Annotated in this window: 15 protein-coding genes and 1 other RNA gene; 7 read left to right on the top strand and 9 right to left on the bottom strand. The window is 66.0% G+C overall.

The window, feature by feature from the left end:
- Positions 1–28: 28 nt before the first annotated feature.
- From arsB to ACE3TH_RS00255, 4 genes are read right to left on the bottom strand one after another with little or no spacing between them, the layout of a single operon-like run.
- The gene (arsB, locus tag ACE3TH_RS00240) at positions 29–1,111 is read right to left on the bottom strand and encodes an ACR3 family arsenite efflux transporter (RefSeq protein ID WP_374596257.1); all 1,083 of its coding nucleotides are present in this window, start codon (positions 1,109–1,111) and stop codon (positions 29–31) included.
- The gene (gene arsC / locus ACE3TH_RS00245; RefSeq protein WP_374596259.1) at positions 1,108–1,533 is read right to left on the bottom strand and encodes an arsenate reductase (glutaredoxin); all 426 of its coding nucleotides are present in this window, start codon (positions 1,531–1,533) and stop codon (positions 1,108–1,110) included. The genes arsB and arsC overlap by 4 nt, the downstream gene beginning before the upstream one ends.
- Positions 1,534–1,539: 6 nt before the next feature.
- Positions 1,540–1,875, bottom strand: a complete 336-nt coding sequence (locus ACE3TH_RS00250; protein ID WP_374596261.1) for an ArsR/SmtB family transcription factor — start codon at positions 1,873–1,875, stop codon at positions 1,540–1,542.
- Between the two features lie 48 nt (positions 1,876–1,923).
- The gene (locus tag ACE3TH_RS00255) at positions 1,924–2,997 is read right to left on the bottom strand and encodes a P-loop NTPase (protein ID WP_374596263.1); all 1,074 of its coding nucleotides are present in this window, start codon (positions 2,995–2,997) and stop codon (positions 1,924–1,926) included.
- An 86-nt stretch (positions 2,998–3,083) separates the two neighbouring features.
- Here ACE3TH_RS00255 and miaA point away from each other — a divergent pair, with 86 nt between their 5' ends.
- The 4 genes from miaA to ACE3TH_RS00275 all read left to right on the top strand — a co-directional run bounded on the left by miaA (position 3,084) and on the right by ACE3TH_RS00275 (position 5,122).
- Positions 3,084–3,959 (top strand): tRNA (adenosine(37)-N6)-dimethylallyltransferase MiaA, encoded by an 876-nt coding sequence (gene miaA / locus ACE3TH_RS00260; protein ID WP_374596265.1) that lies wholly within the window; start codon positions 3,084–3,086, stop codon positions 3,957–3,959.
- Positions 3,960–3,997: 38 nt separating this feature from the next.
- Positions 3,998–4,183: a hypothetical protein gene (locus ACE3TH_RS00265; protein ID WP_374596267.1), complete on the top strand. Its 186-nt coding sequence runs from the start codon at positions 3,998–4,000 to the stop codon at positions 4,181–4,183.
- A gap of 18 nt (positions 4,184–4,201) precedes the next feature.
- Positions 4,202–4,563: a transfer-messenger RNA gene (gene ssrA / locus ACE3TH_RS00270) on the top strand.
- A gap of 70 nt (positions 4,564–4,633) precedes the next feature.
- Positions 4,634–5,122 carry an SspB family protein gene (locus tag ACE3TH_RS00275; RefSeq protein WP_374596269.1) on the top strand — a complete coding sequence of 163 codons (489 nt, stop codon included), beginning with the start codon at positions 4,634–4,636 and terminating at the stop codon, positions 5,120–5,122.
- A gap of 9 nt (positions 5,123–5,131) precedes the next feature.
- Here the strand turns inward: ACE3TH_RS00275 and ACE3TH_RS00280 are convergent, their stop codons facing one another.
- A complete protein-coding gene (locus ACE3TH_RS00280; protein ID WP_374596271.1) occupies positions 5,132–5,485 on the bottom strand; it encodes a RusA family crossover junction endodeoxyribonuclease in 354 nt (117 codons plus the stop codon).
- 106 nt (positions 5,486–5,591) lie between these two features.
- On the opposite strand from ACE3TH_RS00280, the gene fumC reads away from it, so the two are divergent.
- Entirely contained in the window at positions 5,592–6,983 is a 1,392-nt protein-coding gene (gene fumC / locus ACE3TH_RS00285; protein WP_374597081.1) for a class II fumarate hydratase, read from the top strand.
- A gap of 110 nt (positions 6,984–7,093) precedes the next feature.
- On the opposite strand, the gene cysE is transcribed toward fumC, so the two are convergent.
- Together cysE and ACE3TH_RS00295 are read right to left on the bottom strand one after the other, a co-directional pair.
- On the bottom strand, positions 7,094–7,924 hold the full coding sequence (gene cysE / locus ACE3TH_RS00290; protein ID WP_374596273.1) for a serine O-acetyltransferase: 831 nt from the start codon (positions 7,922–7,924) through the stop codon (positions 7,094–7,096).
- Positions 7,925–8,066: 142 nt separating this feature from the next.
- Positions 8,067–8,495 carry an NUDIX domain-containing protein gene (locus tag ACE3TH_RS00295; RefSeq protein ID WP_374596274.1) on the bottom strand — a complete coding sequence of 143 codons (429 nt, stop codon included), beginning with the start codon at positions 8,493–8,495 and terminating at the stop codon, positions 8,067–8,069.
- A gap of 148 nt (positions 8,496–8,643) precedes the next feature.
- On the opposite strand from ACE3TH_RS00295, the gene ACE3TH_RS00300 reads away from it, so the two are divergent.
- The gene (locus tag ACE3TH_RS00300; RefSeq protein ID WP_374596276.1) at positions 8,644–9,246 is read left to right on the top strand and encodes a nitroreductase; all 603 of its coding nucleotides are present in this window, start codon (positions 8,644–8,646) and stop codon (positions 9,244–9,246) included.
- On the opposite strand, the gene hutI is transcribed toward ACE3TH_RS00300, so the two are convergent.
- A complete protein-coding gene (gene hutI, locus ACE3TH_RS00305) occupies positions 9,243–10,454 on the bottom strand; it encodes an imidazolonepropionase (protein ID WP_374597083.1) in 1,212 nt (403 codons plus the stop codon). The genes ACE3TH_RS00300 and hutI overlap by 4 nt on opposite strands.
- Positions 10,454–11,374, bottom strand: a complete 921-nt coding sequence (locus ACE3TH_RS00310; RefSeq protein WP_374596278.1) for an arginase family protein — start codon at positions 11,372–11,374, stop codon at positions 10,454–10,456. Before ACE3TH_RS00310 ends, hutI begins: the two co-directional genes overlap by 1 nt.
- Here ACE3TH_RS00310 and hutU point away from each other — a divergent pair.
- Positions 11,373–13,043 (top strand): urocanate hydratase, encoded by a 1,671-nt coding sequence (hutU, locus tag ACE3TH_RS00315; RefSeq protein WP_374596280.1) that lies wholly within the window; start codon positions 11,373–11,375, stop codon positions 13,041–13,043. The two genes, ACE3TH_RS00310 and hutU, sit on opposite strands and share 2 nt — an antisense overlap.

Consider the following 13,043-nt stretch of genomic DNA (forward strand, 5'->3'; position numbering starts at 1 on the left):
GAAAACCCTGTCGGGCCGAAAAAATTGGCTAGCCGCACGCCTCCTTCTTCGGGGCCGTGTCGGGGAAGTACCGGCGACCCAGCCACAGGGCGACGGAGACCAGCAGGATCAGCACCGGCACCTCGACCAGCGGCCCGATGACTGCCGCAAAGGCGACCGGCGAGGCCAGGCCGAAGGCGGCGATGGCGACGGCAATGGCCAGTTCGAAATTGTTGGAGGCCGCCGTGAAGGCGAGGGCCGTGGTGCGCGGATAGTCGGTCTGGATTAGCCGTCCCATCAGAAAGCTGACGATGAACATGACCAGAAAATAGATCGTCAGCGGAATGGCGATACGCAGGGCATCCAGCGGCAGGGCGACGACCTCGCCGCCCTTCAGACTGAACATGGCCGTGATCGTGAACAGCAGGGCGATCAGGGTCACCGGCCCGATGCGGGGCAGGAACCGCGTCTCGTACCAGTCGGCCCCCTTGCGGGCGATCAGCACGCGGCGGGTCAGAAAGCCGCCTATGAATGGCAGACCCAGATAGATCAGGACCGCGATGGCTATGGTCCAGAAACCGACGTCCACCACGCTGCCCTCCAGCCCGAACAGCGGCGGCAGGACCGTCAGGAACAGCCAGGCATAGACGCTGAAGAAGGCAATCTGGAAGATCGAGTTGAAGGCCACCAGACCGGCCACATACTGATTGTCGCCCCGCGCCAATTGGTTCCAGACCAGGACCATGGCGATGCAGCGGGCCAGGCCGATCAGGATTACCCCGGTCATGTATTCCGGCTGGTCGCGAAGGAAGATCACGGCCAGGGCGAACATCAGCACCGGACCCAATACCCAGTTCTGAAACAGCGACAGGGCCAGCACCCGCTTGTCGGCAAAGACCCGCGGCAATTCCTCGTACTTCACCCGCGCCAGGGGCGGATACATCATCAGGATCAGGCCGATGGCGATGGGGACATTGGTCGAGCCGACAGACAGGCTGTCGATCCAGCCCGGCAGGCCGGGCACCACGGTTCCGAGCAGAACGCCCAGCGCCATGGCCACGAATATCCACAAAGTAAGCCAGCGATCCAGAAAGGACAGGCGGGCTGGCCTGGCGACGGCGGCTTCGGTCATCCGCGAACCCGGCGTCCATCGCCATCGACGACGACCTCTCCATCTTCCTTGGTGAAAGGCTTGAGCCCCTCGGCCGGCAGCAGATCCAGAACCACCTCCGACGGGCGACACAGTTTGACGCCCAGAGGCGACACCACCAGCGGCCGGTTCATCAGGATCGGATGCGCCTCGACGGCATCAAGCAGCTGGTCGTCGGTGAGGGACGGGTCGCCCAGACCCAACTCGGCATAGGGCGTGCCCTTCTCACGCAGCAGGTCTCGGACACTGCCGCCCATGCGCTGGACCATCGACGCGACCAGGGCGCGGCTGGGCGGAGTCTTCAGATATTCAACGACATGCGGCTCGATCCCAACATGCCGGATCAGCGCCAGTGTGTTGCGCGACGTACCGCAGGCGGGGTTGTGGTAGATGACGACGTCCATGGGGCCTCAGGTGCAGCAGGGGGCCAGTTCGGCCACCAGGGGTTGGCACAGTTCCGATCGGCCCTGGCAGCAGTCCTTGACCAAAAACAGCACCAGATCGCTGAGTTGGCTCAGGTCGGCGCGATAGATGATCGAGCGGCTGTGGCGCGTCGCCGTGACCAGACCGGCGCGAGACAGCACACCCAGATGGGCCGACAGGGTATTGGCCGGGACCGACAGACGATCCGCAATCTCGCCCGCCGCCAGCCCCTCGGGCTCATGACGCACCAGCTGGCGGAAGGTCTCGAGACGTGTCGATTGGCTGAGCGCCGCAAAGCCAAGCAGGGCGGTTTCGGTTTCCATAGTTCCACGATAATGGAATTATGGATTCCTGCAAGACAGGATCGCCGTTCAGGTCAGCGCCAGAGCCTCTCGGACGGCACCGGCGAAGACCATAAACCGCTGGGCGACGTTGCCATCCGGCTCATTGACCACAACGGGCCGACCCGCATCGCCACCCTCGCGTAAACTGGCGTCCAGCGGCAGATCGCCGAGATAGAGCAAGTCCAGCCGCACCGCCTCGGCCTTGGCCCCTCCCCGCCCGAAGACGTCGCCGCTCATGTTCTCGATCAGGCCGAGAGTCGGCACCCCGACCTTCTGGAACAGGGCATGCGCCCGGCGGGCATCGGCCAGGGCGACTTCCTGCGGCGTGGAGACGATGACGGCGCCGTCCAGCGGCGTCTTCTGGATCAGCGTCAGCTGGACGTCGCCGGTACCGGGCGGCAGGTCGACGACAAGGATGTCCAGCGGAGCCTCTGCGGTGCCCCACCGCGTCTGGGTCAGCATCTGGGTCAGGGCCTGGGACGCCATCGGCCCGCGCCAGACCATGGCGTCGCCCGCCCCGGTCAGCAGGCCGACGGACATGGCCTTCAGCCCGAACGCCTCATGCGGCTGCATCATGCCGTCCCGGTATTCCGGTTTGCCGGAGAGGCCCAGCATCGTCGGCAGCGACGGGCCATAGACGTCAGCATCCAGCAGGCCCACGCGCAGCCCCTGCGCCGACAGGGCCGCCGCCAGATTGACCGCGACCGTGGACTTTCCCACCCCGCCCTTGCCGCTGGCGACGGCGAGGACACGGTGGACATACGCGGGACGGTCGGTCGGAACAGGAGCCCTGGCGCGAGTCTGATCCAACGCCTGGGGCGACAGGGAGGCGGTGCGGACAGGCTTGGTCGCGGGTGCGGTCTCGGCGGTCAGGACGACCGACACGCGGGTCATTCCAGGCAAGGCCTTCAGGGCAGCCTCTGCGGCTTCGCGGATCGGGGCGTACAAGGCGGTGTCGCCAGCCGGCACCTCCATGACGAAGCCCGCGCGATCGTCGGCGACGGTCAGCCCCTGCGCCAGTCCAGCCGCGACCAGCCCCTGCCCGGTCTTCGGGTCTAGGATGCCATCAAGGGTGGCGATGACGGTGTCGCGGTCGGGCAATGGCGCGGCCTCTGGAAAGAGCTTCGGGGTTGCGGGGCGTGTGCGGGCCTTCTATCGCCGAAAGCCCCCTTTCTGCGAGCGCCGATTTGTCCCGACCGCCCCTGATTGAACTGATCGCCGGCCCGACCGCCTCAGGCAAGTCGGCCCTGGCCATGGCGCGGGCACGCGAAACCGGAGCGGTCATCATCAATGCCGACAGCCAGCAGCTTTATGCCGATCTGCGTGTGCTGACCGCCCGGCCTTCGGTCGAGGACGAGGCAGAGATCGAGCACCGACTGTACGGGGTGGCCGATGCGGCTGAGGCCTGGTCCGTCGGTCGCTGGAGCCGGGCCGTCATGCCGATCCTTGCCGAACTGGCGGAGGCTGGGCGTCCGGCGCTGCTGGTCGGGGGGACGGGGCTGTATTTCATGGCTCTGACCAAGGGGCTGGCGGACATTCCAGATGTACCCAACGAAGTCCGCGATGCCGTCGAGCAGGGCTTCAATGCCGAAGGCGAGGTCGTCTTCCGCGATCGACTGTCCGCCTTCGACCCGCAGGCGGCACAGCGGATCGAGACGGGCGACCGTCAACGCCTGATCCGGGCCATGTCAGTGGCCGAGCACACCGGCCGAGCGCTCAGCGACTGGTCCGCCGACACGACGCCTCTGCTATCCCCGGGATCATGGACCGGCAGCATCGTCGAACCGGACAGGGCGACGCTCTACGACCGTTGCGACCGGCGCGTCGAAAGCATGATCTCGGACGGGGCGCTTGACGAGGTTCGGGCTTTGATCCGGCGAAACCTCGACTCCGCCCTGCCCGCGATGAAGGCCGTGGGCGTACGCGAATTGTCGGCGCATCTTGAGGGGACGACCACCCTGGACCAAGCCATCGCCGCCACCCAGAAAGCCACGCGGAACTATGCCAAGCGACAACTGACCTGGTTCCGCCACCAGACGGCGGATTGGCCCAGAGCGCGCTGAGATATTGAACCGCCACGCTGGCTAGTCGTTGTGGCTTCATGGACCCGCACGACATTCAGGACCGGGGCCTTTTCCCCGAAGGCCCGGCCGATCCGGCGGCAACGCTCGCCTTCGACGCGAGCCTGTGTCCCGAATGCGAAGGGCGCGGCACCCTGACGTCGGGCGACACCTGTCCCGTGTGCGAAGGCACCGGCAAGGCGACGGGACGCACCGGCGGCGGCTGAGGACCTTACGGCACCATGCCTCTTTGAACCTGTCGGCGGATGCCCTATATTGGTTCTGCCGGAGCTTGCTCCGGATATGGCGATAAACGCGCTTGTAATAAGCGGACCGGACCCGGGTGCGATTCCCGGCGGCTCCACCATTTTCTCCCGCGTATCGGCGGAAGGTATGGGGCCGACTAGCATCGACGGACGTGTAAAGAAGACTGCTTTCGCTCGTCCTGGCCCACCGTATCGGGCCATTTTCTAACTGCGAACGATAACTTCGCTGGGGAATACGCCGTCGCCGCGTAATGCGGTTCCGGTAATTCCAACTTAAGTCCTGGGGGTTCAGATCCTCAGGCGGGGCCGCCAGGGGGCCTGCCAACAGAACCCCTGGCACTATTTCCTTCATCGCCATCTTTCGCCCGTCGCGCGGCCCCGCTACACCTCGCGCGAACACGAGAGCGATCCATGGCCGAAGAGACGCCCCCCGTCGACGAGATGCACTACGACGCCTTGGCGCAGGATGCCCTGCGCGGCGTCATTCGCCTGGCGCTGGAGCGGGCCGCCATGCCCGAAGGCATCCCCGGCGCGCACCACTTCTACATCACCTTCAAGACCCGCGCGGCGGGCGTCAGCGTGCCGCCGGACGTTCTGGCCAAATACCCCGAAGAGATGACCGTGGTGCTGCAGCACCAGTATTGGGACCTGACGGTCGAGCCGACCCGGTTCTCGGTCATGCTGAAGTTCGGCGGTATGCCAAAGGTCCTGTCCATGCCCTATACGGCCGTGACGCGGTTCTACGATCCCTCGGTCCAGTTCCTGCTTCAGTTCGAGGAACCGGTAACGGTCGACGAGATCGTGCAGGAGATCGAGGCGGCCGAGCCCGCCAAGGCCCCCGCCCCAAGCGACGATGACGGTCCCAAGGTCGTCTCGCTGGACCAATTCCGCAAGAAATAGTCGATCGCTTCAGCGGCGCGGGAACGACCTGATCGTGATCCGCTCCCGCTCGCCCTGACGGCGCTCGACCAGCAAACGGGCGACCTGGCTGTCGTCGTGGAACAGATAGCCCTTGATCGCGTCCAGCAGGGCCTTGGCCAGATTGTCCAGGTCCATCCACGGCGGATCGCCGATATGCTCCATCAGGATTTCGACGGTGTAGTCGCCATAGGATGGCCGCGACGACCACTCCTTGCGCATGAATTCATAGACCAGCGGCTTGTAGTATTTGGCTTGGGTCGTCAGGCCCTCGATGGTGATCTCGACGACGTCGCCGACCTCACGGGCGCGGACCTTGCCGGTGCCGATCCAGCCGGCGGTCATGCCCTGGCCTCTGGTCGCATTATGGCCGCTCCGTCCTTGCCCCTTTGCGCCTCCGTGCTACACGCCTGCGCATTCCTCCGCCATGTCTGAGAGAGCCGCCCGCGCCATGACCGACCACCGCACCGAGACCGATACCTTTGGCCCGATCGAGGTCGCCTCGGATCGCTACTGGGGCGCACAGGCGCAGCGCAGCCTCGGCAATTTCAAGATCGGCTGGGAGAAGCAGCCCCTGCCCATCGTCCGCGCCCTAGGAATCGTCAAACGCGCGGCCGCCGAGACCAACATGGCGTTGGGCCGTCTGGACCCCGCCATCGGCGACGCCATCGTCAAGGCCGCAGACGAGGTCATCGAGGGCAAGCTGAACGATCACTTCCCGCTGGTGGTCTGGCAGACCGGATCGGGCACCCAGTCGAACATGAACGCCAATGAGGTGATCTCGAACCGCGCGATCGAGATGCTGGACGGCGAGATGGGATCCAAGAAGCCGGTCCACCCCAACGACCATGTCAACATGAGCCAGTCGTCCAACGACACCTATCCGACGGCCATGCATGTCGCCTGCGCCGAAGAGGTCGTCCACCGCCTGCTGCCAGCCCTTCAGACCCTGCATAACGCCCTGAACGACAAGGCGCAGGCGTGGAAGGACATCATCAAGATCGGCCGCACGCACACCCAGGACGCCACGCCCCTGACGCTGGGCCAGGAGTTCTCCGGCTACGTCCAGCAGGTCGCCAAGGGTATCGAGCGGATCGAATCCACACTGCCCGACCTCATGCAGCTGGCCCAGGGCGGCACGGCCGTCGGCACCGGCCTGAACGCGCCGGTCGGGTTCGCCGAGGGCGTGGCCGACAAGATCGCCCAGATCACCGGCCTGAAGTTCACGACCGCTCCCAACAAGTTCGAGGCGCTCGCCGCCCACGACGCTATGGTAATGAGCCACGGCGCGATCAACACGGTCGCGGCCAGCCTGTTCAAGATCGCCAACGACATTCGCTTCCTGGGCTCGGGGCCCCGCTCGGGCCTGGGCGAACTGGCCCTCCCGGAGAACGAGCCGGGTTCGTCGATCATGCCGGGCAAGGTCAACCCGACCCAGTGCGAGGCGCTGACGCAGGTTTGCGTCCAGGTGTTCGGCAACCACGCCGCCATTACCTTCGCAGGGTCACAGGGCCATTTCGAGCTGAACGTCTTCAACCCCGTGATGGCCTACAACTTCTTGCAGTCGGTGCGGCTGATGGCCGATGCCGCGGTCAGCTTTACCGAGAACTGCGTCGTCGGCATCGAGCCCCGGACCGACAACATCGAGCGTGGGCTGAACAATTCTCTGATGCTGGTCACGGCCCTGAACGGCAAGCTGGGCTATGACGCCTGCGCCAAGATCGCCAAGGCCGCTCACAAGAATGGCACGACCCTTCGCGAGGAGGCGGTCGGCGGCGGCTATCTGACCGACGCGGAGTTCGACGAAGCCGTGCGACCCGAGAAGATGATCTCGCCGGGGTGATGCATCTAGTACTGAGCGATGGTCGCTCCCCCTGCCTTATTGGCAGCGTCAAACCAGTGGTCAGGCCAGTCTGCAAGACTTCGAGTGATCATTCACTCGAGGAATTGACCCTAGATGACGAAGTCATAGACGATGTCGGCCAACGTGTGGTCCATCGTTCGCGCTGGCGCATCGCCCGTCGGGCAGTTGACCAATCGCGCCGGAACGCCGGCCACGGTGCATCCCGCCGGAACCGCCTTCAGCACCACCGACCCTGACGCCACCTTGGCGTAATCGCCGATCGCGATATTGCCCAGCACCTTGGCTCCGGCCCCCAACAGCACGCCGCGACCGATCTTGGGATGGCGATCGCCGCGCTCGGCGCCCGTACCGCCCAGAGTCACGCCATGCAGCATCGAAACTTCATCACCGATCATCGCCGTCTCGCCGATGACGATACCGGTGCCGTGGTCGAAGAACAGACCGGATCCCAGCGTCGCGGCCGGATGGATATCAACCTGAAACAGTTCCGACATCCGGCCCTGCATGTGAAAGGCCAGGGTTTCTCGCCCTTGTTGCCACAGCCAGTGCGCCACACGATGCGCCTGGATGGCCTGAAAGCCTTTGAAGTAGAGAAATGGCTGCAGCAACGACCGGATCGCCGGGTCGCGCTCGGCCACGGCCTGCAGGTCCGCCGCGGCCGCCGCCACGATCGCCGGATCGCCCTCGAACGCCTCGCGGCAGACCTCGCGCACCGACATCGGCCCCATCTCGTCATCGCCGATCTTGCGCGCGATCTGGAAACTGAGGGCGGCGGCCAGATCGCCATGCGCCAGGATGACGGCGTTCAACTGCGATGCCAGCAGTGGCTCATCCCGCGCCGCCTGCTCGGCCGAGGCGCGCAGCATGGCCCAGGTGTCGGGGGTTTGATCGCTCGCGGCGACGACTTCCAGCCTGGTCATGTCCGGCTCCTTCAGTGCGCGATCATAGGCCTGACAGCAGGGCCTTCGCCAATTCGGGCGGCAGTTCGCCCTCCCGCGCCATATGATAGGCCCGCAGGGCTGTCGCCACCGTAAACATGTCGCGCACCGCTCCGTTGCCGATTTATCGCAACAGATCGCCGAACGAGACGCGGACGACCCTGATGATCTCTGTCGGGTCCGGCGCGATCGGCACGGGCGTCAGCCCCCAGGCCAGCCAGGCCATGGCCCGTTCGTCTGTGACGGAGTTGCTCATCTCGGCCTTTAGCGCCTCGCGCCAGTGCGCGGCCTCCAGCCCCGCCTCCTCGGCCAGTTCGCGTTTGGCCCCTTCCAGCGGATCCTCGTCGAAGGGCGCGCCTCCCTCCGGCATTTCCCACGACCAATTCATCAGGGCGAACCGCTGTTGGCCCACCAGGGTGATCGTTCCGTCGTCATGGATCGGCAGCACCCCGACCGAAATATTCTGCGGCCGCATCACGACATAATCGGCATTCAGGCCGGTCGGCGCGGTGGCCGCATGACGGGTCAGCCGCATCCAGGGATTTTCGAACATCACGCTCGATCCCGCGTCCTCCCAAGCAGGCGGACGATCGCTCCCGTCGTCCCATGACGGGGTCGGCCTGTCGGCGTCGAAGGCTTTTCGGAAGTCGCTCATGCGACCGGGTATGGCGCCGACCCGCGCCCGTGCCTAGCTAGACCGCATGACCGATACCGATCTTGGCCTGGCCCTGCCGCTCCCCGTCGCCTCCACAGAGCTAGAGGATCGCCTCGCCCGCCGTCGCTCGGCACCGGCCCAGGCTCTGAGCATACCCGGCCCAACACGCGAACAGGTCGCCCGCATCCTCGAACTCGGGGCGCGAACGCCCGACCACGGCAAGCTCTTCCCCTGGCGGTTTGTTGTCCTCGGCCCAGAAAGCCGCTCCACACTCGCCGAGGCGTTCACCCCCCTGGCCCAGAACCAGCCGCAGCCGGACAAGGCCCGCGCCGTTCTGGGCAAGCTCACCGCCGCGCCCGTCACCATCCTGGTCGTGTCCAGCCCCGTGCCGAGCCAGAAGGTGCCGGTCTGGGAGCAGCAACTGTCCGCCGGGGCCGTCTGCATGAACCTGGAACACGCCGCCGGAGCGCTCGGCTTTTCTACCAGTTGGATCACCGACTGGTACAGCTATGATGCCGACGCGCTCAACCTTCTGGGGCTGACCGAGGGCGAACAGGTCGCCGGCTTCATCCACATCGGTACGTTGGCGGACCCGCCTCTGGAACGGCCCCGCCCGGACCTGTCGGTCAAGGTCGAATACTGCGATTAGTTCGGCTGTCCTGCCAGATAGCGGCTAGTCAACATCGGCTTGCCCAGCCAGTAACAGAGCTCCGCTGGCCGCTCGACGTCCCAGACGGCGAGATCGGCGATCTTGCCGGCTTCGATCATGCCGATGTCACCCTGTAGTCCCAGAGCCTTGGCCGCGATGCGTGTGGCCCCCGCCAGTGCCTCTTCCGGGGTCAACCGGAACTGCACGCAGGCGAGGTTCAGGGCCGCCGTCATCGACGTCACCGGCGACGTCCCGGGATTGCAGTCCGTCGCCACGGCCATCTCCACCCCATGCTGTCGAAACAGAGCGATGGGTGGCGGCGTCGTCTCGCGCAGCATCAGATAGGCTCCTGGCAGGAGCACGGCGACCACGCTCGCCTGCGCCATGGCCCGCACGCCCGCCCCGGTCGTGTGCTCGACATGGTCCGCACTCAGGGCTCCGTACTTTGCCGCCAGCTCTGCCCCGCCACCGTCCGACAGCTGATCCGCATGCAGCTTGACCGGCAGTCCCAAATCCCTCGCCTTGTCGAACAACCGCGCCACCTCGTTGGTCGAAAACGCTATGGGCTCGCAATAGGCATCGACCGCATCGACCAGGCCCTCGGTATGGGCAGCAGGCAGGATGTCGTCGATCGCCAGATCGACATAGGCCGCGCGGTCCGCGCGGTGTTCCGGCGGCACCGCGTGCAGGCCCAAGTAGCTGGTGCGGACCCGTACCCCCGCCTCGCGCCCGATCCGCCGCGCGACCCGCAGCATCTTCAGCTCGCTCTCGCGATCCAGGCCATAGCCCGACTTGATCTCGACTGTCGTCACACCGCTGGCCTTCAGCCCCTCCAGCCGGGTCAGGGCACTGGCGTAGAGGTCATCCTCCGACGCCGCCCGCGTCGCCGCCACGGACGATACGATCCCGCCCCCAGCACGCGCGATCTCCTCATAGGTCGCGCCGCCCAGCCGCTGTTCGAACTCGCCGGACCGGTCGCCGCCGAAGACCAGATGTGTATGGCAGTCGATCAGCCCCGGCGTCACCCAGCGGCCGTCCAGACGATCCGTCTGCACCGCTTGGTGTGAAGGCAGGTCGACGCGAGCCCCGACCCAGGCGATGCGTCCATCACGCACCAGAATAGCCCCGTCCTCGATTGTTCCGTAAGGCGCGCCGCCGGGCACCATCGTGGCCAGCTGGCAGTCGGTGATCAGGCGGTCGGCCCGGATCATCGCTGCTCGAACCCGGTTAGTAGTTCGCAGAACCACCGCCCGACCGTCAGCGACCCCAGATCGCCGATTTCCAGGGACGGATCGTACTCCGTCAGATCCACAGCCCTGACCCTGGCGCAGGCCCCGATGACTCGCGTAGCCTCGAAGAAGTCCTGCACCGACACGCCGACCGGCCTCGCCCCCGGTGACGCCGGCCACTGACTGCGGTCGATCAAGTCGATGTCGAAGTCGACATAGATGACGTCGCAAAGAGCGGACAGCCGCTCCAGCTCCTGCGCCACGACGGTCGCCAGCCCCTGATCTCGGCATTCGCGCGCCGTCCGGACCGCTATCCCCGCAGCCTTGGCCTTATCATGCGCCCGGCGCGTATTGGCAAAGGGGGCCAGCCCGACCTGACTAATCCGCTCCCCTGCCAGACCGTCCTCCAGCAGAGCCTGCACCGGATTGCCGTTGGTCAGCCCTTGATCCGTGTCGCGCAGATCGAAATGCGCATCCAGCGTCAGCAGGCCCGTCCGCGCCAGACCCAGCCCGTGCACACCGGGCCGCGTGATGGCGTTGTTGCCACCGACCAGTATGGTCAGGTTGCGCCCACCCTGCGCCGCAACCGTCTCACGAACAGGATCGAAAGCGTTGGCCGGCGAAACGGCCTTTAGCGCTAGGTCCCCGGCATCGTGCACACGGGTTGTCAGCTCGCGTTCCGTCTCGACATCGTATGTCGAAAAACGCGGCAGCACGGCCCGGAACGCCTTGGGCCCCAGATCGCAACGCCCCGGCGTCAACGACCGCTCGTTCAGCCCCGCCCCGATCAGGGCGACCGGCGCATCCGGGTGATCGCCGATCAGGTCGGCCACGCTGCGCCAGCCCAGCGCCTCTGAGTCTTCCAAGGTCATGGGCGGGCAGCGTAGAGAGACGGCCATGTCGACTCAACAGATGAACACTCGCGTCATCCGCAGCCCGCGCGGCCTCGAGATGACCGCAAAAACATGGGCCGCCGAGGCCGCCCTGCGCATGTTGATGAACAACCTCGACCCCGAGGTCGCCGAACGGCCCGAGGACCTGGTCGTCTATGGCGGGATCGGCAAGGCGGCGCGGGACTGGGCCAGCTTTGACCGGATCGTAGAATCCTTGCGCACGCTGGAAGCCGACGAGACCCTGCTGGTCCAGTCGGGCAAACCAGTCGGGGTGTTCCGAACGCACACGGACGCGCCGCGCGTGCTGATCGCCAACTCCAACCTGGTGCCCAAATGGGCGACCTGGGAGCATTTCAACGAACTGGATCGCAAGGGTCTGGCCATGTACGGCCAGATGACGGCCGGGTCGTGGATCTACATTGGCACCCAGGGCATCGTTCAGGGCACCTATGAGACCTTCATGGAGGCGGCGCGCCAGCACTGGGGCGGCGACACCTCGGGCAAATGGATCCTGACGGCGGGCCTGGGCGGCATGGGCGGGGCCCAGCCGCTGGCGGCGACCATGGCGGGAGCATCCTGCCTGGCCATCGAATGCCAGCGCAGCCGGATCGAGATGCGATTGCGTACCCGGTATCTGGACGTGATAGTCGAGACGCTGGATGAAGCTCTGGCCCTGATCGACGAGGCAGGCCGGACCGGAAAGCCCATATCCGTCGGCCTGTTGGGCAATGCGGCGGAAGTGCTGCCTGAAATGGTCCGAAGTGGCATCCGCCCCGATCTGGTGACGGACCAGACCAGCGCCCACGACCTGATCAACGGCTATCTGCCGGCCGGCTGGACCGTTGGGGAATGGGAGGACAGGCGCGTCTCCGACCCCACCGCCGTCGAGGCCGCGGCCCGCAAATCCTGCGCCATCCACGTTCAGGCCATGCTGGACTTCCAGGCGGCAGGCATCCCCGTCACCGACTATGGCAACAACATCCGCCAAGTCGCCTTCGACGAAGGCGTGACCGATGCCTTCAACTTCCCCGGCTTCGTCCCGGCCTATATCCGCCCGCTATTCTGTCGCGGAATCGGCCCGTTCCGCTGGGCGGCCCTGACCGGCGATCCGGACGACATCAAGAAGACCGATGCCGCCATGAAGCGGCTGTTCCCGGACAATGCGGGCCTGCACCGCTGGCTGGATATGGCGGGCGAGCGCATCGCCTTTCAGGGCCTGCCCGCCCGCATCTGCTGGATCGGCTTGGGCGACCGCCACCGCGCGGGCCTGCTGTTTAACGACATGGTTGCATCGGGCGAGCTATCCGGCCCCATCGTCATCGGCCGCGATCATCTGGACAGCGGCTCTGTCGCCAGCCCCAACCGCGAGACCGAGGCCATGATGGACGGCTCCGACGCCGTGTCCGACTGGCCGCTGTTGAACGCCCTTCTGAACACAGCCTCCGGCGCCAGCTGGGTCTCGCTCCACCACGGCGGCGGCGTCGGCATGGGCTACAGCCAGCATTCCGGCGTCGTCATCGTAGCGGACGGCACGCCCGAGGCCGCCGCGCGTCTGGAGCGCGTCCTCTGGAACGACCCCGCCACGGGCGTCATGCGCCACGCAGACGCGGGCTATGACATCGCCGCTTCAGCCGCCCGTGAACACGGGTTGAACTTGCCGAGCCTGAAAGCCTGA

It is taken from the genome of Brevundimonas sp., from assembly GCF_041919755.1.
Lineage (GTDB): Bacteria > Pseudomonadota > Alphaproteobacteria > Caulobacterales > Caulobacteraceae > Brevundimonas.